The sequence below is a fragment of the Streptomyces sp. NPDC002265 genome (assembly GCF_040296125.1).
In the GTDB taxonomy this organism is placed as follows: Bacteria; Actinomycetota; Actinomycetes; order Streptomycetales; family Streptomycetaceae; genus Streptomyces.
This window is the reverse complement of sequence record NZ_JBEOWS010000002.1, coordinates 47,375-70,676: the sequence shown is the minus strand read 5'-3', so window position 1 is coordinate 70,676 and position 23,302 is coordinate 47,375. Positions and strand designations below refer to the sequence as shown.

Annotated in this window: 21 protein-coding genes; 6 read left to right on the top strand and 15 right to left on the bottom strand. The window is 72.8% G+C overall.

Features of this window, described 5'->3' with window-relative positions:
• The first annotated feature begins 42 nt into the window (after positions 1 to 42).
• A complete protein-coding gene (locus ABT085_RS00730; RefSeq protein ID WP_351600062.1) occupies positions 43 to 1,956 on the top strand; it encodes an anthranilate synthase family protein in 1,914 nt (637 codons plus the stop codon).
• On the opposite strand, the gene ABT085_RS00725 is transcribed toward ABT085_RS00730, so the two are convergent.
• From ABT085_RS00725 to ABT085_RS00705, 5 genes are all read right to left on the bottom strand, one after another.
• The gene (locus ABT085_RS00725; RefSeq protein ID WP_351600108.1) at positions 1,908 to 2,903 is read right to left on the bottom strand and encodes a 2-hydroxyacid dehydrogenase; all 996 of its coding nucleotides are present in this window, start codon (positions 2,901 to 2,903) and stop codon (positions 1,908 to 1,910) included. The genes ABT085_RS00730 and ABT085_RS00725 overlap by 49 nt on opposite strands.
• A gap of 82 nt (positions 2,904 to 2,985) precedes the next feature.
• Positions 2,986 to 4,014 carry a 6-phosphofructokinase gene (locus ABT085_RS00720; protein WP_351600060.1) on the bottom strand — a complete coding sequence of 343 codons (1,029 nt, stop codon included), beginning with the start codon at positions 4,012 to 4,014 and terminating at the stop codon, positions 2,986 to 2,988.
• Between the two features lie 156 nt (positions 4,015 to 4,170).
• Positions 4,171 to 4,848, bottom strand: a complete 678-nt coding sequence (locus ABT085_RS00715) for a response regulator (protein WP_351600058.1) — start codon at positions 4,846 to 4,848, stop codon at positions 4,171 to 4,173.
• Positions 4,841 to 6,121, bottom strand: coding sequence for a MacS family sensor histidine kinase (gene macS / locus ABT085_RS00710; RefSeq protein ID WP_351600056.1), 1,281 nt, complete (start codon positions 6,119 to 6,121; stop codon positions 4,841 to 4,843). The genes ABT085_RS00715 and macS overlap by 8 nt, the downstream gene beginning before the upstream one ends.
• A gap of 46 nt (positions 6,122 to 6,167) precedes the next feature.
• Entirely contained in the window at positions 6,168 to 6,929 is a 762-nt protein-coding gene (locus ABT085_RS00705; RefSeq protein WP_351600054.1) for a lysophospholipid acyltransferase family protein, read from the bottom strand.
• Positions 6,930 to 7,089: 160 nt separating this feature from the next.
• Between ABT085_RS00705 and ABT085_RS00700 the strand changes: the two genes are divergently transcribed.
• Both ABT085_RS00700 and ABT085_RS00695 read left to right on the top strand, forming a co-directional pair.
• A complete protein-coding gene (locus ABT085_RS00700) occupies positions 7,090 to 7,869 on the top strand; it encodes an alpha/beta hydrolase (protein WP_351600050.1) in 780 nt (259 codons plus the stop codon).
• Positions 7,862 to 8,515: a hypothetical protein gene (locus ABT085_RS00695; protein ID WP_351600048.1), complete on the top strand. Its 654-nt coding sequence runs from the start codon at positions 7,862 to 7,864 to the stop codon at positions 8,513 to 8,515. The genes ABT085_RS00700 and ABT085_RS00695 overlap by 8 nt, the downstream gene beginning before the upstream one ends.
• A 23-nt stretch (positions 8,516 to 8,538) precedes the next feature.
• On the opposite strand, the gene ABT085_RS00690 is transcribed toward ABT085_RS00695, so the two are convergent.
• From ABT085_RS00690 to ABT085_RS00665, 6 genes are all read right to left on the bottom strand, one after another.
• Complete coding sequence (locus tag ABT085_RS00690) at positions 8,539 to 9,297, bottom strand: endonuclease/exonuclease/phosphatase family protein (protein ID WP_351600046.1); 759 nt, start codon at positions 9,295 to 9,297, stop codon at positions 8,539 to 8,541.
• Between the two features lie 223 nt (positions 9,298 to 9,520).
• On the bottom strand, positions 9,521 to 10,474 hold the full coding sequence (locus ABT085_RS00685) for an ROK family glucokinase (protein ID WP_152886501.1): 954 nt from the start codon (positions 10,472 to 10,474) through the stop codon (positions 9,521 to 9,523).
• Between the two features lie 55 nt (positions 10,475 to 10,529).
• Entirely contained in the window at positions 10,530 to 11,006 is a 477-nt protein-coding gene (locus ABT085_RS00680; RefSeq protein ID WP_351600044.1) for a DUF5304 domain-containing protein, read from the bottom strand.
• A gap of 57 nt (positions 11,007 to 11,063) precedes the next feature.
• Positions 11,064 to 12,233 carry an ArsA family ATPase gene (locus ABT085_RS00675; protein ID WP_351600042.1) on the bottom strand — a complete coding sequence of 390 codons (1,170 nt, stop codon included), beginning with the start codon at positions 12,231 to 12,233 and terminating at the stop codon, positions 11,064 to 11,066.
• 42 nt (positions 12,234 to 12,275) lie between these two features.
• Complete coding sequence (locus tag ABT085_RS00670; protein ID WP_351600040.1) at positions 12,276 to 12,719, bottom strand: SRPBCC family protein; 444 nt, start codon at positions 12,717 to 12,719, stop codon at positions 12,276 to 12,278.
• Between the two features lie 121 nt (positions 12,720 to 12,840).
• A complete protein-coding gene (locus ABT085_RS00665) occupies positions 12,841 to 13,638 on the bottom strand; it encodes a metallophosphoesterase family protein (RefSeq protein ID WP_351600038.1) in 798 nt (265 codons plus the stop codon).
• A 315-nt stretch (positions 13,639 to 13,953) separates the two neighbouring features.
• On the opposite strand from ABT085_RS00665, the gene ABT085_RS00660 reads away from it, so the two are divergent.
• Positions 13,954 to 15,750: an AMP-dependent synthetase/ligase gene (locus ABT085_RS00660; RefSeq protein ID WP_351600035.1), complete on the top strand. Its 1,797-nt coding sequence runs from the start codon at positions 13,954 to 13,956 to the stop codon at positions 15,748 to 15,750.
• A gap of 13 nt (positions 15,751 to 15,763) precedes the next feature.
• On the opposite strand, the gene ABT085_RS00655 is transcribed toward ABT085_RS00660, so the two are convergent.
• Both ABT085_RS00655 and ABT085_RS00650 read right to left on the bottom strand, forming a co-directional pair.
• On the bottom strand, positions 15,764 to 17,398 hold the full coding sequence (locus ABT085_RS00655) for a GMC oxidoreductase (RefSeq protein ID WP_502982580.1): 1,635 nt from the start codon (positions 17,396 to 17,398) through the stop codon (positions 15,764 to 15,766).
• A gap of 96 nt (positions 17,399 to 17,494) precedes the next feature.
• Positions 17,495 to 18,637, bottom strand: a complete 1,143-nt coding sequence (locus ABT085_RS00650) for a glycosyltransferase family 4 protein (protein ID WP_351600033.1) — start codon at positions 18,635 to 18,637, stop codon at positions 17,495 to 17,497.
• 177 nt (positions 18,638 to 18,814) lie between these two features.
• Here ABT085_RS00650 and ABT085_RS00645 point away from each other — a divergent pair, with 177 nt between their 5' ends.
• The gene (locus tag ABT085_RS00645; RefSeq protein ID WP_351600031.1) at positions 18,815 to 20,050 is read left to right on the top strand and encodes a glycosyltransferase 87 family protein; all 1,236 of its coding nucleotides are present in this window, start codon (positions 18,815 to 18,817) and stop codon (positions 20,048 to 20,050) included.
• Here ABT085_RS00645 and ABT085_RS00640 read toward each other — a convergent pair.
• On the bottom strand, positions 20,011 to 21,333 hold the full coding sequence (locus ABT085_RS00640) for an MATE family efflux transporter (protein WP_351600029.1): 1,323 nt from the start codon (positions 21,331 to 21,333) through the stop codon (positions 20,011 to 20,013). The genes ABT085_RS00645 and ABT085_RS00640 overlap by 40 nt on opposite strands.
• Positions 21,334 to 21,567: 234 nt before the next feature.
• On the opposite strand from ABT085_RS00640, the gene ABT085_RS00635 reads away from it, so the two are divergent.
• Positions 21,568 to 22,134, top strand: coding sequence for a PadR family transcriptional regulator (locus ABT085_RS00635; protein WP_351600027.1), 567 nt, complete (start codon positions 21,568 to 21,570; stop codon positions 22,132 to 22,134).
• Here ABT085_RS00635 and ABT085_RS00630 read toward each other — a convergent pair.
• Positions 22,091 to 23,281 (bottom strand): hypothetical protein, encoded by a 1,191-nt coding sequence (locus ABT085_RS00630; protein WP_351600025.1) that lies wholly within the window; start codon positions 23,279 to 23,281, stop codon positions 22,091 to 22,093. The genes ABT085_RS00635 and ABT085_RS00630 overlap by 44 nt on opposite strands.
• Positions 23,282 to 23,302 lie beyond the last annotated feature (21 nt).

Below are 23,302 nucleotides of genomic sequence, written 5' to 3'. Positions count from 1 at the left end.
CGAGGCACGGGCCGTCCCTCCCCACGAGAAGGACACGGACCCATGCAGTTGCTCGACCTGCTCGACGACCCCCGCCCGTTCGCCCTGCTGCGCCGCCGTGCCCCCGGCCACGACGACTCGGTCGTGGAGGTGCTCCTCGGCCCGGTCCGCACCTACGACCGGCTCGCCGACCTGCCCGGCGAGGGTCTCGCGCTCGTCCCGTTCCGCCAGATCCGCGAACGCGGGTTCGACGTGCGCGACGACGGCACACCGCTGGTGTTCCTCACCCCCGAGGAGACGTGCACCGTCCCGCTCGCTGACGCCCTGGACCAGTTGCCGGGGCACGAGGTGCGGGTGGAGGGCGGCGGCTTCGACGTCGGCGACGAGGAGTACGCCGGGATCGTCGGCCGGGTGCTGCGCGACGAGATCGGGCGGGGCGAGGGCGCGAACTTCGTGATCCGGCGCACCTATACGGGCGAGATCCCCGGCTTCGGGCGCGCCGACGCGCTCGCGCTGTTCCGCCGGCTGCTGGCGGGCGAGCGGGGCGCGTACTGGACCTTCGTCGTGCACACCGGGGAGCGCACCCTGGTGGGCGCCAGTCCCGAGGTGCACGTGCGGATGTCCGGCGGCACGGTCGTCATGAACCCGATCAGCGGGACGTACCGCTATCCCGACGCGGGGCCGACGCCGGAGCACCTGCTCGGCTTCCTGGCCGACGGCAAGGAGATCGAGGAGCTGTCGATGGTCGTCGACGAGGAGCTCAAGATGATGTGCACCGTCGGCGACATGGGCGGGGTCGTCGTCGGCCCGCGGCTGAAGGAGATGGCCCACCTCGCGCACACCGAGTACGAGCTGCGCGGCCGGTCCTCGCTGGATGTGCGGGAGGTGCTGAAGGAGACCATGTTCGCGGCCACCGTCACCGGCTCGCCCGTGCAGAACGCCTGCCGGGTCATCCAGCGGTACGAGCCCGTCGGGCCGGACGGTGCCGGGCGCGGCTACTACGCGGGCGCGCTGGCGCTGCTCGGCCGGGACGCGGGCGGGGCCCAGACCCTCGACTCCCCCATCCTCATCCGCACCGCCGACATCGACGCGGCCGGGCGGCTGCGGGTGCCGGTGGGCGCCACGCTGGTGCGCGGGTCGGATCCCGCGGGCGAGGTCGCGGAGACCCACGCCAAGGCGGCGGGCGTGCTGGCGGCGCTCGGCGTGCGTCCGCCGCGGCCGGGCGCGCCGCGGGCGCTGCCCCGGCTGGCGGACGACCCGCGGGTGCGGGCCGCGCTGGACGGGCGGCGGGCGTCCCTGGCGCCGTTCTGGCTGCGGATGCAGGAGCGGACCGCGCAGCTCGCCGGGCACGCCCTGGTGGTCGACGCGGAGGACACCTTCACCGCGATGCTCGCGCACGTGCTGCGCTCCGGCGGGCTGGACGTGACCGTGCGGCGCCATGACGAGCCGGGGCTGCGGGAGGCGGTGCTCGCGCACGAGGGGCCGGTCGTCCTCGGTCCCGGCCCCGGCGATCCCTCGGACCTCGCCGATCCCAGGATGCGGCTGCTGCGCGAGCTGACCGCCCGGGTGCTCGGGGAGCACCGGCACGGCGTCCTCGGGGTCTGCCTCGGGCACGAGCTGATCGCGGCCGAACTGGGGCTGCCGATCGTCCGCAAGGAGGTGCCGTACCAGGGGGCGCAGACGGAGATCGACCTGTTCGGGCGGACCGAGACCGTCGGCTTCTACAACAGCTTCGTGGCGCGCTGCGACGACAGCGCGCTCGCGGAGCTGGCCGGGCGCGGCATCGAGGTCAGCCTCGGTGCGGGCGGGGAGGTGCACGCGCTGCGCGGGCCGGGCGGCGCGCACGGCAACGCGTTCGCCGGGGTCCAGTTCCATCCGGAGTCGGTGCTGACGCTGAACGGCGCCGCCGTCGTGCGGGAGCTGGTCGGTCAGCTGCGCGGCACCAGTACGTTCGCGGAGCGCAGGCCGGCCGTGTAGTCGAGGACGTTCTGCACGGTGGCCTCGACGATCTGGCCCACGGCGTCCACGGTGTAGTACGCCTGGTGGGAGGTGACCAGGACGTTCGGGAAGGTGACCAGGCGGGCCAGGGTGTCGTCCCCGACGGCCTCCAGGGACTTGTCGAGGAAGAACAGGCCCGCCTCCGCCTCGTAGACGTCGAGGCCGACGCCGGTGAAGCGGCCCTCGCGCAGTTCGGCGACGAGGGCCGCGGTGTCGACCAGACCGCCGCGGCTGGAGTTGACCAGGATCACGTCGTCCTTCATCAGCTTCAGGGCGGCGGCGTCGATGAGGTCCTGGGTCTGCGGCAGCAGCGGGACGTGCAGGCTGACCAGGTCGGACTCGGCGAGGAGCCGGTCCTTGGACACATAGGTCATGCCGAGCTCGAGGCACGCCGGGTTCTCGGCGACGTCCCAGCCGAGCAGTCGCATGCCGAAGCCGTGGGCGATCCTGGCGAACGCCTCGCCGATCTTGCCGGTGCCGACGATCCCCGCGGTACGGCCGTGCATGTCACGGCCCATGAGACCGTCGAGACGGAAGTCGAAGTCCCGGGTCCGGGTGGCCGCGCGGACGACCCGGCGGTTGACCGCCATGGCGAGGGTCCAGGCGAACTCGGCCACCGAATAGGGCGAGTACGACGACACCCGGGCGACCCGCAGGCCGAGCCGTTCGGCGACCTGGAGGTCGATGTTGTTGAAGCCGGTGGAGCGCTGGGCGACCATCCGGGTCCCGCCGGCCGCGAGGATCTCCAGCACCCCGGGGCCGAGGTCGCAGTTGACGCTGGTGCAGACGATCTCGTGGCCCACCGCGATGGGGGCGGTGTCCTCGTTGAGGAAGACGTCCAGGCAGCGGATCTCGTGGTGACCTGCGAACGCCTTCTCCAGCAGGGGCTTCTCGTCCGCCTGGACACCGAAGCCGAGAATCTCCACGACCGCTCCCGTCCCGTCCCCGATCCGCTGGGTCATGGGCCGATCCTACGGCCCACGACCCGGTCCGGCCGGTGGCGCCGGTTCAGCCGAAGAAGACCCCTACCTCCTCGTACAGCTTCGGGTCCACCGTCTTGAGCTTGGCGGTGGCCTCCGCGATCGGGACGCGGACGATGTCCGTGCCGCGCAGGGCTACCATCTTGCCGAAGTCGCCCTCGTGGACGGCGTCGATGGCGTGCAGCCCGAAGCGGGTGGCCAGCCAGCGGTCGAAGGCGCTGGGGGTGCCGCCGCGCTGGATGTGCCCCAGCACGGTGGTGCGGGCCTCCTTGCCGGTGCGCTTCTCGATCTCCTTGGCCAGCCACTCGCCGACACCGGACAGCCGGACGTGCCCGAAGGAGTCCAGCGACTCGTCCTTGAGGACCACCTCGCCGTCCTTCGGCATGGCGCCCTCCGCGACGACGACGATCGGCGCGTACGACGCCTTGAAGCGGGAGGTGATCCAGGCGCACACCTGCTCGACGTCGAAGCGCTGCTCGGGGATGAGGATGACGTTGGCGCCGCCGGCCAGACCCGAGTGGACGGCGATCCAGCCCGCGTGGCGGCCCATCACCTCGCAGACGAGGACGCGCATGTGCGACTCGGCGGTGGTGTGCAGCCGGTCGATCGCCTCGGTCGCGATGCCCACGGCGGTGTCGAAGCCGAAGGTGTAGTCCGTGGCGGAGAGGTCGTTGTCGATGGTCTTCGGCACGCCGACGCAGGGCACGCCGTACTCGTCGGACAGCCGGGCGGCGACGCCGAGGGTGTCCTCGCCGCCGATCGCGATCAGGGCTCCGACCTCGTGCTTGGCGAGGTTGTCCTTGATCCGGCGGATGCCGTCGTCCGCGTTCAGGGGGTTGGTCCGCGACGAGCCGAGGATCGTGCCGCCCCGGGGCAGGATGCCGCGCACCGCGGGGATGTCGAGACGGACCGTGTCCCCTTCGAGCGGCCCTCGCCAGCCGTCCTTGAAGCCGACGAAGGCATAGCCGTACTCCTGCACGCCCTTGCGGACGATGCCCCGGATGACGGCGTTGAGTCCGGGGCAGTCGCCGCCTCCGGTCAGTACTCCGACCCGCATGGAAATGTCCCTTCGCCACGGTTGCCTGGTCAGGGTCACGGTAATAGTGACCCAGGTCACTTCGGCATGGTCGGGAAGGGCAATTCCGGTGAATTGTGAGGCCGACGGTTTACGTACCGGGTCTGCTCATCGGGTTGTCCTGCGACAACGGGCGGCTCACTCGTCGTCGAGTCCGCGCTCTATCGCGTACCGGACCAGTTCCACCCGGTTGTGCAGCTGGAGTTTGCCCAGGGTGTTCTGGACGTGGTTCTGCACCGTGCGGTGGGAGATGACCAGGCGCTCGGCGATCTGCTTGTAGCTCAGGCCCTTGGCGACCAGCCGCAGCACCTCGGTCTCGCGGTCGGTGAGCCGGGGCGCGTCCGCCGCGCCCGCCTCGGCCGCGGACGCGGGCTCGGCGGCCAGGCGGCGGTACTCGCCGAGGACCAGACCGGCCAGGCCCGGGGTGAAGACCGGGTCGCCCACGGCCGTCCGGCGAACGGCGTCCAGCAGCTCCTGCGTCGAAGCCGACTTCAGCAGGTAGCCGGTCGCGCCGGACTTCACCGCCTCCAGCACGTCGGCGTGCTCACCGCTCGCCGACAGCACCAGCACGCGCAGGGCCGGGTCGGCTGCGACGACCTCCTTGCACACCTGGACGCCGGGCTTGGCCGGCAGGTTCAGGTCGAGGACCAGCACGTCGGGTCCGGCCGCCTTCGCCCGGCGCACCGCCTGCTCGCCGTCGCCGGCCGTGGCGACCACGTCGAAGCCCGACTCGGCCAGATCCCGGGCCACCGCGTCGCGCCACATGGGGTGGTCGTCGACGACCATCACCCTGATCGGTTCCCGCTGCTCACTCATCGCCGCCGCTCCGCCTTCCCCCATGTCCGTCCCCGTCCCGGTTCCCGGTCTTCCTCGCCGTGCCCTGCCCCACGGGCCGCGCGGCTTCCTTCGGCACCGTCAGCTCGACCTCCGTGCCCTGCCCCGGGATCGAGCACAGCTCGGCGCTGCCCCCCAGGTCGCGCAGCCGCCCCCGGATCGACAGGGCCACCCCGAGCCGCCCCTCGCCCTCAGCCTGCGCGAGCCGCCCCTCGGGGATGCCGGGCCCGTCGTCGCGCACGGTCACGACGACCGAGTGCGGCTCGTCCTCGACCAGGATCCAGGCCCGGGCGTCCGTCCCGGCGTGTCTGCGTACGTTGTCCAGGGCCGCCCCGACGGCCGCGGCCAGCTCCCGCGCGGCGGCCGGTGCCAGCAGCACCGGGGCGCCGGGCTCGGCCAGGCTGACCCGGGCGGCGGCGTACGGCAGGAGCAGCGTGCGCAGATCCACCGGACCGTCGTCCTCCGGCTCGTCGACGGTGACGACGAACGCTCCGTCGGCGGCGTCCCGCGACTCCCGGGACACCGGCACCAGTCCGCCGGAGACCAGGGTGCGCAGCGCCACCTCCTGCTCGCCCGCCATCCGGCCGAGCTCGGCCGCCTCGCCGCCGAGGACCGCGCCGCGCCGCTGGACCATCGCCAGCACCTGGAGCACGCCGTCGTGGATGTCCCGGGCGAGCCGCTCCCGCTCCCGGGTCGCCGCCTCGATCTCCAGGGCACGGGCGAGGGTCCGCTCGGAGGCGCGGGCGACCTCGACGACGTAGCCGATGGCGATGGAGGCGACCCAGACCAGGATCACGTTGTGGACGGTGTCGCGGGTCGGGGCGCCGCGCTCCACGAGGTTCGCGGCGGCCACCAGGCTGGAGGCGACCGCCGCCCAGCGCCAGCCGCCCTTGACGGCGAAGGCCAGCACGGACCCCGCGGTCCATATCGACGGCAGGGTCGGACCCCCGTCGAGGATGCGCTGGTGGGAGTCGGCGACCGGGGTGAGGAGGATGCCGGTCAGCGCCACGGTGAGGTCCACGGCGAGGAACCTCTTCGTGCAGCTCGCCGCGTTCGCCACCTTCGGCAGGGTGGCCAGGGTCCACCCGGCCAGGACGACGAAGTAGCAGATCGCCACCCAGGGACGCGCGAAGCCGTCGTAGGCGGTGGCGAACAGGCCGACCGCGTACAGCATGGTCAGCACCCGGTAGCCGGTGAGCGCCCGCCACAGCGGCAGCTCCACGGACATGCTCATGACTCTGACGCGCCTGGCCAATCCCCCACGCCCCCGCCTCGCCCCTGACCGTCGTGTCCCGGGCGCTCTACGTCTGCGACTTGTCCTTCTCGCCCTGTTCCCTGGCCGCCTGCGCGAGCGCGGCCCTCGACGCCTTCTCCGCTTCCTTCTCCGCCTTCGCCGCGTCCGCGATCTGCCGCTTGGCCGCGGTGGCGTAGATGTCCACGTACTCCTGACCGGACAGCCGCATGATCTCGTACATGACCTCGTCGGTCACCGCGCGGAGCACGAAACGGTCGTGGTCCATGCCGTGGTAGCGGCTGAAGTCCAGCGGCTTGCCGATCCGGATGCCGGGCCGCACCATCTTCGGCATGACCTGCCCCGGCGGCTGCACCTTCTCCGTGTCGATCATGGCGACCGGGATCACGGGCGCCCCGGTGGCGAGCGCCACGCGCGCGAGGCCGCCGGGCTTGCCCCGGTAGAGACGGCCGTCGGGCGAACGCGTGCCCTCCGGGTAGATGCCGAAGAGCTCACCGCTCTTCAGCACCTCTATGCCGCTCTTGATCGCGGCCTCGCCCGCGCCGCGCGCGCCGGAGCGGTCCACCGGGAGCTGGCCGACGCCCTTGAAGAAGGCGGCCGTCAGCCGTCCCTTCACCCCCGGCGTGGTGAAGTACTCGGCCTTCGCGATGAAGGTGACCTTGCGGTCGAGGACTGCGGGCAGGAAGAACGAGTCCGAGAAGGACAGGTGATTGCTCGCAAGGATCGCCGGGCCCTCGGCCGGTACGTTCTCCAGGCCTTCCACCCAGGGCCTGAAGATCATCTTCAGCGGCCCGCCGATGGAAAGCTTCATCGCGCCGTACAACAACCGAGTGCCTCCTGTATGTGTCGCTCAGACCTTAACCCGGAGTGCCGCCAATGAGCCCGACGGCCCTGGTCGGTGTCAGTGCGGTCGCGTACGGTGAACCACACTCGGAAGTGTTCTCACCCCTGATATGAACAGGAGACCGAAGGTGCCGGTCCTTCCTGGAGCCGAGCCGTACCGCCATGAGGGCGGGGAGGTAGGTGTCCTCCTCTGCCATGGTTTCACCGGTTCCCCGCAGTCCCTGCGCCCCTGGGCCCAGTTCCTCGCCCACCGGTCGCTGACCGTGTCGCTGCCGCTGCTGCCGGGGCACGGCACCCGCTGGGAGGACCTCTGGATCACCGGCTGGCAGGACTGGTACGCGGAGGTCGACCGGGAGCTGCGCGCCCTGCGCGAGCGCTGTGCCCGGGTGTTCGTGGCCGGGCTGTCCATGGGCGGCGCGCTGGCCCTGCGGCTCGCCGCCCGGCACGGGGACGCGGTCGACGGCGTCATCGTCGTCAACCCGGCGAACAAGGTCCACGGGCTGTCCGCGTACACCCTCCCGATCGCCCGCCACCTCGTGCGTACGACCCGGGGCATCGCGAGCGACATCGCGAAGGAGGGTGTGGTGGAGGTCGGCTACGACCGGGTGCCGCTGGACGCCGCGCACTCCCTGCGGAACTTCCTCCGGCTCGTCGACGGTGAACTGCCGCAGGTCACCCAGCCTCTGCTGCTTCTGCGCAGCCCGCAGGACCACGTCGTGCCGCCGGCCGACTCCGCCCGCGTCCTGAGTCGTGTGTCGTCGACGGACGTAACGGAGGTCATGCTGGAACAGAGCTACCACGTGGCGACGTTGGACCACGATGCGGACCGTGTCTTCGAGGAGAGCTACGCCTTCATCGGCCGGCTCGCACCCAGTGTCGGCAAGGAAGGGACGGCCGCAGGTGGCTGAGCACGACTCGGAGCGCGAGGACCGCGAGGAGCGGGAGAACCGCGGGGCGCAGGACGCCCGCGGACGGCGCGACGACCACGGGGAACGTGACGGTCACCGGGAGCACGACGGTCACCGGGAGCACGAGTCGCAGGACGCCGGGGTGTCCTTCGACGAGGACGCCGCATGGGCGGCGATCGTCGCGGGCTACGGCGAGGAGCCGCCGGACCCGCCGGGCGCGAAGCCGTTCAAGACGGTCGAGGACCTGGCGCTGCTGGAGGCGGAGCCGAACGACGACAAGCCGGAGGAGAGGCAGCCGGCCAGACCGCTGGGCAGCTCGGTCTCCTTCGCGCCCGGCCTCGGGCCGCGCGACTACACCTCGCCCGAGGCGTCCGAGGACGACTTCGACGAGGACGACGAGGGCCACTTCGTGCCGCCCGAGCCGCCGCCGCTGCCCGACGCGGACACCACCGCCCGGTTCGCGTGGCTGGGGGTGGTCGGCGGCCCGATACTGCTCCTGGTCGCGGTCGTGCTCGGCTGGGACATGACCTGGTGGCTGACGACGCTCGGCGTCGGCGGCTTCCTGGGCGGCTTCGCCACGCTCGTGGTGCGGATGAGGACGGACGACGAGGACGACGGCGACCCGGGCCGGGGCGCGGTGGTCTGACCCCGGGCCACGGGACTACGGGACTACGACGCGGGAACCCTGAGGGCGGCCAGCACCGGAAGGTGGTCAGTGGCCGCCCTCAGGTCGCTCTCGGTGACTCCGGGCTGCCCGAGCGGCACCCCGCACCCCAGCACCTCCACGCCCTCGGTGGCGAACAGCGCGTCGATGCGCTGGTGGGGGTCGGTGGAGGTGGAGGTGTACTCGCCGCCCCAGGGCGCGGTGGCCCGGCAGTCCTGGAGTCCCTCGGCGAGCCGCCGGAAGGTGCGGCCGGTGGGGTGTTCGTTGAGGTCGCCGCCGACGACGGCGTGGTCCACACCCAGTGCGGCGAGCCGGTCGAGGAGCATCCCGCCCTGCGCCCGACGCTCCTCGCCCTGGAGGCTGAGGTGGCAGCTGAGCACGCCGATCCGGGCCGAGCCGAACCGGACCACGGCGGTCGCGAAGCCGCGCCGGTGCAGTCCGGGGGTCAGCGGGAGCAGCACGTCCTCGGTGCGTTCGACGGTGGCGCGCAGCGAGGTGAGGAGCGCGGGCCCCGCGGCCGTGGCGCCGCCGGAGAGGATCACCTGTCCGGACGCGGCGGCCAGCCGGGCCAGTTTCTTGCGCCAGCGGAAGAAGCGGGGTGCCTCCTGGATCAGGACCAGGTCCGGGGCGCAGGCGCCGATCACCCGGGCGAGCGCCGCGGTGTCGTCGCGCATCGAGCGGATGTTGTAGGAGAGGACGCGGATGACGGCCGAACCGTCGGGCTCGGTACGGGAGGCCGGAAGCAGCGGGAGCGACGTCGCCATGCACGCAAGATACGCCGTGACCGGGACCGGCGAACGCCGTTGCCGACGGTTCCCGGTCACCCGCCCCGCCACCGGCCGCCACCGGTCCGACGCCCACCGGCCGTCACCGCTCCGGCGCGCACCGGCCGTCGCGGGCACCGCACCGCCCCGGCCGCCCGGGACACGCCGACGCCCCGCGTCCCGGTCGGGGGCGTGGGGCGTCAGCGTGTCGCGGGCGGGACCGTCACATGATGGGGTCGGGCTCCCGGGCCAGGTCGGCCGCGCCGACCAGGCCGGCCTTGTTGCCGAGCTGGGCCGCGATCACGTCGGCGACCGGACGCCAGTTGCCGCCGACCAGCCAGCGCTTGTACGACTTGCGGATCGGGTCGAGGACCAGCTCGCCCTCGTCCGAGAGGCCGCCGCCGACGATGAACGCCGAGGGGTCGAAGAGCGAGGCCAGGTCGGCGAGGCCGGCACCGGCCCAGCGGGCCAGCTCGCGGTAGGAGTCGACGGCGACCGGGTCGCCCTGCCGGGCGGCCATGGAGATGTGCTTGCCCTCGATGCCGTCGGGGGTGCCGTCGCCCAGCGCGAGCAGCACCTCCGCGTGCTCGGGGGTGGCGTTGGCGCGCTGCTTGGCGTACCTGACCAGGGCGCGGCCGGAGGCGTACTGCTCCCAGCAGCCCTGCGAGCCGCAGCCGCACAGCAGACCGTCCGGCACCATCCGGATGTGGCCGAACTCCGCGGCCACGCCGAAGTGGCCGCGGCGCAGCTTGTTGCCGATGATGATGCCGCCGCCCAGGCCGGTGCCGAGGGTGATGCAGATGACGTTGCGGTGGCCCTTGCCCGCGCCGAACTTGTACTCGCCCCAGGCCGCCGCGTTCGCGTCGTTCTCGACCACCACGGGGAGGCCCACGCGGGCCTCGACCTCGTCCTTCAGCGGTTCCTGACGCCAGTCGATGTTGGGCGCGAAGTACACGGTGGAGCGCTGCCGGTTGACGTAACCGGCCGCTCCGATACCCACGCCCACGATGTCGTGCCCGGCGCGCGCACCCTCCACGGCCGAGGCGATGGCGTCCACGATGGCCTCGGACGTGGTGGGGGTCGGCACCTTGAAGGTCGAGAGGATGTTGCCTTCCTCGTCGACCACGCCGGCCGCGATCTTCGTGCCGCCGATGTCGACGCCGATGGTGAGTCCCATGAATCCCTCAGTTCCGGTCGAGCCCCGCTACGGCCAACCGTACCCGAGGGGACCGTCAGTCCAAGTCGATGCGCTCACCCGGACCGCCGTCGTCACCCCGGTCGCGGCGCCCGCCGTCGTCCTCGGGCCCGCCGCCGAGGTCGTCGGCGCGGGCCGTCCAGCGGCTCTCCTGGCCCTGGACGGCGGAGCGGTAGGCGGCGAGCAGTTCCTCCCCGGCCGCGGCAAGATGATCGAAAACGTCCGGATTGCGCTCCAGGACGGGCTCCACGGCGGCCTTCGCCTGCTGCACGACCTGGCGCACCACCTGCTGCGCCGCCGGTCCGGCGACGGCCCCGAGCAGCGGCGACCGCACGGCGGACAGCCGGTCGGCCACGGCGTCGACGAGCTTGCGCAGCTCCTCGGCGGCGGATCCCGGGGGCCGGCCGTAGTCGGTGCGGCGGCGGGACCGCTCGGCTTCGAGGTCCTCGGCACAGGCCTTGGCCCAGGCGTCGTCGTCGGTCGCCCGGGTTCCCTGGTTCTCGGCTTCGCTCATGACGGACTCCTGACTACGGTTCGCCTCTACGACGTTACCCGAACGGCGGTACGTCGCTCACCTGGCCCGCGGCCACAGTTCGGGGTCGGGGGCGAACCGGACGCGCAGCTCGCCGTCGCGCAGGGCCGCGCCGTCGACGGTGCAGCGGCGCAGCGCCGAGGGCAGCGCGACGATCCGGCGGAACTGCCCGGCGGTGACGACGAGTTCGTCGCCGCGCCGGACGAGGTCGAGGGCCTCGCGTATCGCGCCGGGCAGCGGGATGTGCCAGACCAGCACCCCGTCCTCGGCGAGCCGGTCGGCCACCGGCCACTCCACCGGGGCGGGTGCCGTATTGACGTCCGGCGCGGTGAGGCCGTCGAGGTCGCCGGCGCCCTGGGGGTCACGGCCCAGATGGGTGACGGGGTGGACGGTGTACGACTCCTGCCAGTCGGCGAGGGCCTTGCCCTGCTGGGCGGCCAGGCCGGCCAGCCAGGGGTCCGCGACGGTGTCGGGCAGGACCCGGTTGGCGACGAGGCACTCGACGCGCAGGCCGCGCAGGGCGAGGCCGAGGCTGGCGGTGCGCACGGCGTCCGCGCCGGCCGGTCCCGGCTCGGCGACCAGGCGTACGGCGGTGTCCCGGTCGGCGAGGACCGCCTCCACCGCGGCGAGTTCCAGGTCCCACCGGGCGGTGGTCTCGTAGAGCGCGTCCGTGGGCATCGGGACACCGGCGAGCCGGCCGAGGACCGGGCGCAGGGCGCGGGCGGCCTGCCGCTCCGGCGGGAGCAGCCGGCGCAGGTAGCGGCGCAGCTCCTCGGGCAGGGCGAGCAGGGCGAGGGCCTGTGCGACGGGGGGCAGGTCGACCACGAGCAGGTCGTGCGCGTCGGAGAGCGCGGCGTCACGCAGCGCGCGCAGCAGGCCGAGCTCCTCGGCGCCGGGGAGCGGGGTGAGTTCCTCGGGTTCCAGCCGGGAGGCGCCGAGGAGGTCCAGGAGGGAGGAGGCGCGGTCCTGGAAGGAGACGAGGTCCTCGTGGAAACGGGTGACCGCGTCGGGGCGCCAGGCGGTGAGGCCGGGGGCGACCCGCGTCGGGGCCGCGCCGGTCGCCGTGCCCAGGACGGCGCCGAGGGTGTCGGTGCGGTCGGCACCCAGCAGCAGGGTCCGGGTGCCTGCGCGCGCTGCGCGCAGGGCGGTGGCGGCGGCGACGGTCGTCCGACCGCTGCCGCCCGGACCCGTGATCAGGATGGTGCGCATGGGGGTGAACGCTACCGCCGCGCGCCGCCCGTCCGTCCCCCGCTACTTCTCGCCCGACTCCACGCGCTTCTTCAGTCCCGCCAGCGCCCGGTCGATGATGACCTTCTCCGCCTTGCGCTTGATCATGCCGAGCATCGGGATCTTGACGTCGACGGTGAGCAGGTAGGTCACCTCGGTCGCGCCGTCGCCGGCCGGCTTCAGGACGTAGGAGCCGTCGAGGGAGCGGAGCATCTGCGACTTGACCAGGGTCCAGGAGACCTCGTGGGCGCCGGTCCAGGTGTACGCCAGGGTCTGGTCGTCCTTGATCGCTCCGGCGTCCATGACGAGTCGGACCTGCTCGGCGCGGCCCTGGTCGTCGGTCTTGAGGACCTCCGCCTCCTTCACCTCGCCGGTCCAGTCCGGGTAGCGGGCGAAGTCGGCGATCACCCCCATCACGTCGGCCGGTGCCGCCTCGATCGTGATGCTCGAACTGGTGTGTTCCGCCATCGCCGTGGCTCCTCCAGATGCGGGCCGGTAAGGGCGTCGTGCCGCGCCCTGCTGCGCAAGTGTGTGCAGCGTGAAGGCTACCGCGCACGGGTCGGGCCGCTGTCACCCCACCTGCGGCCGCTCACCACTCCAGTGCCCAGGGCCGTCCGGACCCGGCGAAGTGCCCGACGTTCACGCACTCCGTCGCCCCGATCCGCATCCGCCGCACCAACGGCTGGTGGACGTGTCCGAACAGTGCGTACCGGGGGCGCGTGCGCCGGATCGCGGCCAGCAGCGCGCGACTGCCGCGCTCGAAGCGGCGCGCGACCGTGTCGTAGACCAGCTCGGGCACCTCCGGCGGGATGTGGGTGCACAGCACGTCGACCTCGCCCACGGCCTCGATCTTCGCGGCGTACTCCTCGTCGCTGATCTCGTACGGGGTCCGCATCGGGGTGCGCAGTCCGCCGCCCACGAAGCCGAAGACCCGGCCGCCGATCTCCACCCGCTCGCCGTCGAGGACCGTGGTGCCCGGTCCGGCGTACTCCCGCCACAGGGGCGGCATGTCGACATTGCCGTAGGTCGCGTACGTCGGGGTGGGGAACGCGGCGAACAGTTCGGCGTACTGCTTGCGCACGGCCGCCTCGATCACGGACGCCCGGTCGGCGCCGACGCCCGCCCAGAGCCGGGCCCCCAGCTCACGCGCCTCCGTGAAGCGCCGGGCGGTGCGCAGCTCGACCAGGCGGTCGGCGTTCTCGACGCCGAACAGGTCGGGGAAGATCCCGCGCGAGTGGTCGGCGTAGTCCAGGAACAGCACCAGGTCGCCGAGGCAGATCAGCGCGTCGGCGCCGTCGCCGGCCCTGGCCAGGTCGCGGGCGTTGCCGTGTACGTCGCTGACCACATGGACACGGGTCCTGCGGTTGCCGGCTGGTGTGGGTGCCATGTCGATCAAGAGTAGGCGTGTGGGGCATACGTGAACAGTGGCGGCCGGACCTGCCCTTACTGGCTCGTCAGTTCATGCGTGGACTACTGTGCGTCAAGGAACACCAATCTGTGTGACGCAGCGAACATCTCGCCGGACCCCCCTGTCGAAGACGGCATACCGGCGGGTAACGTCCGGGCAGTCCAGTCGTACTCAGAAATTCAACCAGCGGGTCGCGAGCTCGCGGGAGAACCTCCTGGGTACTGCCCGAGCCGTGGACCGCACCGTCGCATCGCACAACGTCGTGGCGCCGGCGCCCTATGAGGAGCAGCAGTCTTGCGCGAGTTCAGCCTTCCGGCTTTGTACGAGGTCCCTGCGGACGGCAATCTCACCGACATCGTCCGGCGAAACGCCGCGCAGCACCCCGACGTCGCCGTCATCGCCCGCAAGGTGGACGGTGTCTGGCAGGACGTGACGGCCACCGCCTTCCAGGCCGAGGTGCGCGCCGCGGCCAAGGGCCTGATCGCCTCCGGCGTGCGGCCGGGCGACCGGGTCGCCCTGATGTCCCGCACCCGCTACGAGTGGACGCTGCTGGACTTCGCGATCTGGAGCGCGGGCGCGGTCACCGTGCCGGTGTACGAGACCAGCTCGCCGGAGCAGGTGCAGTGGATCCTCTCCGACTCGGGCGCCACCGCCTGCGTGGTGGAGCTGCCCGGCCACGCCGAGGCGGTCGAGTCGGTGCGGGCGACGCTGCCCGCGCTGCAGCACGTCTGGCAGATCGAGGACGGCGGCGTCGCCGCGCTGGAGCGGGCCGGGCAGGACGTCCCGGACTCGGCCGTCGAGGAGCGCAGCTCGATCGCCGGCGCCGACGACCCCGCGACCATCGTCTACACCTCCGGCACCACGGGCCGGCCCAAGGGCTGTGTGCTGACCCACCGCAGCTTCTTCGCCGAGTGCGGGAACATCGTGGAGCGGCTGCGCCCGCTGTTCCGTACGGGCGAGTGCTCGGTGCTGCTCTTCCTGCCGCTGGCGCACGTCTTCGGCCGGCTCGTGCAGATCGCCCCGATGATGGCGCCGATCAAGCTGGGCTGCGTCCCGGACATCAAGAACCTCACCGACGAGCTGGCCGCCTTCCGCCCGACGCTGATCCTCGGCGTCCCGCGGGTCTTCGAGAAGGTCTACAACTCGGCTCGCGCCAAGGCCCAGGCGGACGGCAAGGGCAAGATCTTCGACAAGGCCGCGGACACCGCCATCGCCTACAGCAGGGCGCAGGACACCCCGTCGGGCCCGTCGCTCGGCCTGCGGATCAAGCACAAGGCGTTCGACAAGCTCGTCTACAGCAAGCTGCGCGCGGTCCTCGGCGGCCGCGGCGAGTACGCGATCTCCGGTGGCGCCCCGCTGGGCGAGCGCCTCGGCCACTTCTTCCGCGGCATCGGCTTCACGGTCCTGGAGGGCTACGGCCTGACCGAGTCCTGTGCCGCCACCGCGTTCAACCCCTGGGACCGGCAGAAGATCGGCACGGTCGGCCAGCCGCTGCCCGGCTCGGTGGTGCGCATCGCCGACGACGGCGAGGTGCTGCTGCACGGCGAGCACCTGTTCAAGGGCTACTGGAACAACGAGGCCGCGACCGCGGAGGCGCTGGCCGACGGCTGGTTCCACACCGGCGACGTCGGCACCCTCGACGAGGACGGCTACCTCAGGATCACCGGCCGCAAGAAGGAGATCATCGTCACCGCGGGCGGCAAGAACGTCGCCCCGGCCGTCATAGAGGACCGCATCCGCGCGCACGCGCTGGTCGCGGAGTGCATGGTGGTGGGCGACGGGCGGCCGTTCGTGGGCGCGCTGGTCACCATCGACGAGGAGTTCCTGGGCCGTTGGGCAGCCGAGCACGGCAAGCCCGCGGGTGCCACCGCGGCGTCGCTGCGCGAGGACCCGGATCTGATCGCGGCGGTCCAGGACGCGGTCGACGACGGCAACGCCGCGGTGTCGAAGGCGGAATCGGTGCGGAAGTTCCGCATTCTGTCCTCCCAGTTCTCGGAGGAGTCGGGCCACCTGACGCCGTCGCTGAAGCTCAAGCGCAACGTGGTGGCGAAGGACTACGCGGACGAGATCGAGGCCATCTACGCGAAGTAGTACGGCCCTTGGCTCACATGTCCTCGGCGAGGACCCGTTCCATCGTCCGCTCGGCGAGCGCGGTGATGGTCACGAACGGGTTCACGCCGATGTTCCCCGGCACCAGTGAGCCGTCGGTGACGTACAGCTTCGAATACCCCTTCACCCGGCCGTAGTCGTCGGTCGCCCTGCCCAGCACGCAGCCGCCGAGCGGGTGGTAGCAGAAGTCGTCCGCGAACACCTTGCCGCTCGACCCGAACAGGTCGTACCGGTAGATCGTCGCGTTGGCCGCGTTGATCCGGTCGAACAGCTTCCTGGCCATGGCGACCGAGACCGCGCTCTGGGCCGCGGTCCAGCCGAGCTTCACCGCGCCGCTCGCCGGGTCGTAGGTGAAGGACGCCCGTTGCGGGTTCTTGGTGATCGCCAGGTACAGGCTCACCCAGGTCTCGAACCCGATGGGCAGCGGGGCGATCTCCGCGAAGACCGGGTTGTCGGTGTTGGCCCAGTCGTCGATGCCCATCACCGGCATGGTCGACTGGTTGGCGCCGGTGGTGTCCCAGATGTGGTTGGCGCGCCCGAGCATGGTGTTGCCGTTGGTGCTCCAGCCCGCGCCCACGCTGGAGTTGAGCGCGGGCAGCGCGCCGGTGTCCCTGGCCCGCACGAGCAGTTCGCTGGTCCCGAGACTGCCGCCGCCCAGGAACAGGTAGGTACAGCTGTACTGCTTGCTCTCGACCACGGCGCCGGTCGTGTCGATCCGGTCCACGCTCAGCACGTACGACCCGTCGCTCGCCCGCGTGATGGCCTTGACCTTCTCCATGGTGTGGATGGTGACGTTGCCGGTGCCGAGGGCGGCGGCCAGGTAGGTCTTGTCGAGGCTCTTCTTGCCGTGGTTGTTGCCGTAGATGACCTCCTGCGCGAGCGCGGACTTCACGGCGGTGCCCGCGGCCTCCTGCTGCATGTACCCGAAGTCGTAGACGTTGGGCACGAAGGTGGTCCTGAGCCCGGCGTTGGCGGCGGCCTTCCTGGACGTCCGGGTGAACCGGTACCACTCGGTCGACTCGAACCAGGCGGGGTCGACGGTGTTGACGCCGAGCATGGCGCGGGCGCGCGGGTAGTAGGTGCCGTACATCGCGCTCGCGTCCACGGTCGGGAACTGCTCGGCGAAGTACGACTGGAGGGGCGTGACCGCCATCCCCCCGTTGACCAGGGAACCGCCGCCCACGCCGCGCCCGACGTACACGGACATGTTGTCGTAGTGCACCCGGTCCAGGACGCCGGGATAGGCGCCGATGTCCTTGTTGACGACGTCCAGCCAGAGGAAGGTGGCCAGCGGTGCCTCGGTCCGGGTCTTGAACCACATGGACCGCTGGTCCGGGGCGGCGGTGGAACAGAAGACCTTGCCGTCGGAGCCGGCCGTGTTCCACAGCCGGCCCATCTCGATCATGACGGTCCGTACCCCGGCCTGCCCGAGCCGGAGCGCGGCCACGGCCCCGCCGTACCCGGAACCGACCACGATGGCGGGCGCGTTGTCGACGGCGGCGGCCTCCTCGGCGGCCTGCGCCGACCGGAGCCCGATCCGGGTGAGACCGGCCGCGGCGGCGGCCTGGAGGGCGATCATGCCCAGGATGTGACGTCTCGTCAGCTGACGCTGCATCAGTTTTGCTGTCATGGACGCAGCATCGGCGGATTATCGCGCTCCGCCTAGGGCTCCCACCGCAGGGCGCGACGCCAGCTTCTCCGCAGCGGCGCCCGCAGGTTCTCCCGGCTACAGCAGCGCGCGCAGTTTCTCCGCCAGCAGGTCCCAGCGCCACTTCTCCTCGACCCACTGCCGGCCCCGCTCCCCCATCCGGCGGCGCAGCTCCGCGTCCCCGAGGAGGGCCACGATCCGTTCGGCGGCCTCCTCGGCGACGCCGCCGCGCACCACCCAGCCGGTCTCGCCGTCGAGCACGGCGTCGGGCGCCCCGCCGGAGTCGCCGGCCACGACGGGCAGCCCGGTCGCGGACGCCTCCAGGTAGACGATCCCCAGTCCCTCGACGTCGAGCCCGCCCCGGCGGGTGCGGCACGGCATCGCGAAGACGTCCCCGGCACCGAAGTGGGCGGGCAGTTCGCCCCAGGGCACGGCCCCCGTGAACCGCACGGAGCCGGCCACCCCGGTCTCCTGGGCGAGCCGGCGCAGGTCCTTCTCGTACGGGCCGCCGCCGACGACGAGCAGCACCGCGTCCGGCTCGGCGGCCAGGATCCGCGGCATGGCCAGGATCAGCGTGTCCTGTCCCTTGCGCGGCACCAGCCGGGACACGCACACCACGACCGGGCGGTCGGTGAGCCCGAGCCGGGCCCGTACCGCGTCGCCGCCCGAGCCGGGGTGGAAGGTCTTCTCGTCGACACCCGGCGGCAGCTGGACCATCCGCCCGGCCGCGCCCGGGGTGAGCGCGGGTGCGATCCGGGAGCGGGTGTACTCGCCGAGGTAGGTGACGGTGTCCGTGGACTCCCCGATGCGGCGCAGCAGTTGCCGCGCGGCGGGCAGCTGGGCCCAGCCGGCCTCGTGACCGTGGGTGGTGGCCACCAGCCGCTCGGCCCCGGCCCTGCGCAGCGCCGGGGCCATCAGCCCGAGCGGCGCCGCCGCGCCGAACCACACCGAGGTGCAGCCGTGCTCGCGCAGCAGCCCGACCGCCCGCCGGGTCGCCCCGGGCGTCGGCAGCAGCATCGTCGTACGGTCCCGTACGACCGTGAAGGGCTGCTCGGCGTCGAAGGCGGCCGTCGCCTCGGCGCCCTCCCGGCCGTGCTTCCAGGTGGAGGCGTAGACGACCAGCCGTTCGGGGTCGAGCCGCAGCGCCATGTTGTGCAGGAACGCCTGGATGCCACCGGGGCGGGGCGGGAAGTCGTTCGTCACGATGAGGGTCTTGTCCATCGCCGCCGACCTTACCCAACGGGTCCGGACGGCCGGCCGCGGCCGTGCTTCATGGCTCTCGCACAGCGCGGCGGGTCATCATGTGGCCGTCATCACGACGGGTCGTCGTGCCGCCGTCACCACGGCGGGTCATCATGTGGTCGTCATCAGGGCGGACGGACGGAAGCAGGAGCACAGGTGGAGGCTGCGGGCGCGGGTCGGTCCCCGGTGTGGCTGCCGGTCGCCTGGGCGGCGACCAGGCTGCCGCTGCTGCTGTTCGTGCTCAAGGTGTTCGTCCTCCCGGGCCCGGACGTCACCAGCGACGTGTCCGTGATCTACCAGGGCTGGTACGAGGTGCTGCGGCACGGCACGTTCCCGCTCTCCGACGTCACCTGGCAATACCCGCCCGCCGCCGCGCTGGCGGTCCTCTCCCCCGCGCTGCTGCCGTTCCTGTCCTATCCGACCGCCTTCTTCGTCCTCGCCGTCCTGGCCGACCTGCTGGTCCTGCTGCTGCTCCAGTACGCCGGCCCGCGCGCCGGCCGCTCGCCGCTCGGCGCCTGGGCGTGGGTGGCGGGCGCGGCACTGCTCGGGCCGACGCTCTACGCCCGTTACGACGTGATGGTGACCGCCGTGGCGGTGGCCTCGCTGCTCGCGGGCACCCGGCACCCCCGGCTGATGGGCGCGCTGGCGGGCTTCGGGGCGCTGGTCAAGGTGTGGCCGGCGCTGCTGCTGGTGGGTGCCGTACGGCGCCGGGCGTGGGTGGCGGCGGCGGTGACCGCGGCCGTGGTGTCCCTGGTGGCCGCCCTGGCCGTGCCCGGCGCGTTCGCGTTCCTGACCTTCCAGCGCAACCGCGGGACCGAGGTGGAGTCGCTGGGCTCGCTGGTCTTCCATGTGGCCCGGCACTTCGGCTGGAGCGGCCAGGTGCTGCTGAACTACGGCTCGGTGGAATTCCTCGGCCCGTACGTGGACGTCGTCAGCACCGCGGCGCTGGGCCTGACCGGGGCGGCCTTCGGCTGGCTGCTGCTGTGGCGCCTGATGGCCACCCGCTTCCGGCCGCACACGCTCCCCGACGCGGCGCTGGCGGCGGTGCTGCTGTTCGTCGTCACCAGCCGGGTGATCAGCCCGCAGTACCTGGTGTGGCTGGTCGGGGTCGCGGCGGTCTGCCTGTGCCACCGCGACACCCGGATGCGGCCGGCGGCCGCCCTGGTCCTGGCGGCGACGCCCGTGACGTTGCTGGAGTTCCCCCTCGGGTTCGACCACGTCGTCTCGAGCGATCCGACGGGCCTCACCCTGCTGTTCGTGCGCAACGGGCTGCTGGTGGCCGCGGCGGTCGTCGCGGCCGTGCGGCTGTGGCGCTCGACGGTACCCCGCGGGGGCGGGGCGTCCTTCCCCGCTCAGACGACCCGCACCGACGGGACCCCGGTCTCCTCCTGACGTACCGTGCGGGCGGCCGTCAGGGCCAGCGCCGCGCACTGCAGGGTCATGGCCAGCGCCAGCGCCAGGCAGATTCCGGGCAGTCCGAGGCCGGACAGGGCCAGGGCGAGCGGCAGTTGGACCGCCGTGCCGAGCACGGTCACCCGCAGCAGGGCCGGCGCTCCCCCGCTGCCCTCGAAGACCCCGCCGAGCGCGATGAAACAGCCCGTCAGCAGCAGATAGGGCCCGACGCAGCGCAGGAACAGCACCCCGGCACCGGCGACCTCGGGCCCGGCGCCGAAGGCGGCCATGACCCAGGGGGCGGCCAGGCCCAGCAGGACGGCCGCGGCCAGGGCCGCCGTCCCGGAGACCAGCACGGCCTGCCGGCCGATGGCCCGCCGGGCGTCCCGGCCCGCGCCGCGGGTGTGCGCGGTGTGGATCGAGGCGGCCTGGCGTACCGCGTAGAAGGCCATGGTCGCGACGTACATGACCTTGTAGGCGACCGCGTACGCGGCCACCGCGGTCACGCCGAGGCGGGCCACGATCGCGACCAGCACCAGCGCGCCGCCCTGGCGCACGGTGAAGTCGGCCGACATCGGCAGTCCGGTGGCCAGGGTCCGGCGCAGCGCGGCGGCGGTCTGCTCGGCGGGACGCACCTGTGCCGCGCCGCGCAGCTGCGCGTTGCGGCGCAGCGCCCGCAGTCCCACCGCGAGGGCCGCGCCCCGGCACAGCACGGTGGAGGCGGCGGCGCCCCGGACGCCGTAGAGGTGGATGAGCAACGGGTCGCAGAGCAGGATCAGGCCGTTGGCGAGCAGGGCGAGCCGCATCGGGGTCCTGGTGTCGCCGGTGCCCTTGAGGATGCCGTCGACGAGGGTCTGGGCGAAGAAGACGGCCATGCCCGGCAGCGAGACGGCGAAGTAGGCGACGGCGAGGGGGACCGCGGCGCTGTCGGCGCCGCCCAGGACCAGCCGGGCCAGTGGTGCGCGCAGCAGGAAGCAGCAGCTCAGGACGGTGGGCGTGACCAGTGCGCACACGGCCCAGCCACCGCGTACCGCGGCCCGCAGCGCGGCCGGGTCGCGGGCTCCCCTGGCGTGCGCGACCAGCACGGTCGTACCGGAGCCGAAGACCAGGGCCACGCCGAGAAGCACGTTCTCGGTGTTGGTGGCCACGGCGACCGCGGCCACGGCCGGGCCGCCGAGCCGGGAGACCCAGACGGTGTTGATGATCCCGGCGGCGACGGAGGCCAGCAGCGAGAGGTAGACGGGACGGGCGAGCCGGACCAGCTGTGCGCGGTGTTCGTTCACGACGTGATTCCCCCTGAGGCCGAGCCACCTGTCGGTGCCTCTTGTCCGGCACCTCGTATCGAGATATCTCGAAACGAGTTACCTCTCATCGAGTTACCTCGAAACGAGGTAACTCGATAAGAGGTACCATGGCGGCCCGAAGCCCACAAGACGGAACTCCCGCGGGACGGGACGTGCGGGAGGGGACGCACGAGCCGGGCGCGCGGGACGAGACCGGAGAAGGGACCGCACCTGATGCTGGAGCTGTCGATCCTCGGGTTCCTGGCCGAGGAGCCCCTGCACGGCTATGAACTGAAGGAGCGCATCACCGCCCTCAGCGGCCATGTCCGCCCGGTCAGCGACGGCGCGCTCTACCCCGCGATCACCCGCCTGGTGACCGCGGGCAAGCTCGACCAGCACACGGCCGAGGGCGCGGGCGCGGCCCCGCGCCGGATGCTGTCCCTCACCGAACACGGCCGCGAGGACCTGCTGGAACGGCTGCGGCACCCCCGGCAGGCGGAGATCACCGACCAGGTGCGCTTCAACACGGTCCTGGCGTTCCTGCGGCACCTGCCCGATCCCGCCGAACAGGCCGCGGTGCTGCGCCGGCGGCTGCAGTTCCTGAACACGCCCGCGAGCTTCTTCTACCGCGACGGGCAGCCGGTGCGGGCGGAGCAGACGGACGACCTGTTCCGGCAGGGCATGCTGCGGGTGGCACGGGCCACGGGCGAGGCGGAGCGCGGGTGGCTCGGCGAGGCCGTCGCCCACCTCGACGGGCTCAGCCCAGGCGGGTGCGCAGAGCCTCCCGCCACAGCGCGGTGAACTGCTGCGGGGTCGTCCCGAGCACCTTCGCCAGCGCGTCCTCGACCGCTCCCGCCCGCTGCCGGTGCGCGCCCACGGCCCGGTAGAACGCGCCGAGCCGGGCCTCGCCCCAGCGGTCGGCGATCATCCGGCAGGCCAGCCAGCCGCCCTCGTACGCCCGCGCCAGCGCGTCCGCGTCCCCGGTGAAGCCGAAGTCCTTGTCCGTGGGCAGCGCCACCGGGATCCGCCCGTCGGCCACCGCGCGGGCCAGCTCCGGTGCGATCTGGGCCGCGGTGCGCCCGGTGCCGCGGTAGCCGACCCAGTCGGCGTACCCCTCGGACAGCCACAGCGGGGTGGCGGCGCCGGTGTGGGCGCGGGTGGCGACATGGGTGGTCTCGTGGGTGAGCACGACCTGCCGGCCCAGCGAGCCCAGCATCCCGTACGCCTCGGGGTTGACGATGATCCGGTCCGCGGGCGCCCGGCCCGAGCCGCCGGTCTCGCCCGTGGTGACCGCCGCGATCCCTCGGTAGGACGAGGCGGGCGAGGCGAGCAGCCCGGCCATGCCCTCCAGCGACTTCGGTACGAGCACCACGACATGCCCGCTCCAGTCGGCGCCCCACGCCCGCGACGCGGCCGGCACCGCGCGGTCGGCGAGGGCCGCGAAGGAGCGCAGCGTGCCCTCGGACTGCCCGGCGCCAAGCACCAGGCTGTGGGCGCCGCGCACCGCGCGCACCACGCCCTGGTCCCACAGCTGCTGTGCGGTGCGCTGCGCGGGCCGGTCCGAGGTCACCCGCCACCGTCCGTGGGCGTCGCGGGCCAGCCCGAGGACGCGGGAGGCGGTGACCGGCGCCGTGTCGTACCCGCTGACGCGATAGCCGAGCCGGGCGTCCACGACGGCCGTGTTCCCGCTGCGGTGCACGGCGGTGACCCGGTAGGACCAGGCCGCGAGCGGCACCGCCCGCACGGCGGCGAATCCGGCCCGGGTTCCGGTGGCGCGGTAGGCGAGCTCGTCGTGGTGCAGGACCGCGGCCGCCCGTGCGTCCAGCAGCCGCTGCGCGTCGGCGCGCACGTCGTCGGCCGCGGGGCGCCCGCCGCACCCCGTCAGGGAGACGAGCAGCAGACACAGCCCCGCGGCCGCGGATCTCATCGCCCGCCCTCGACCAGCCATTCCACCGATCGTACGGGGCTG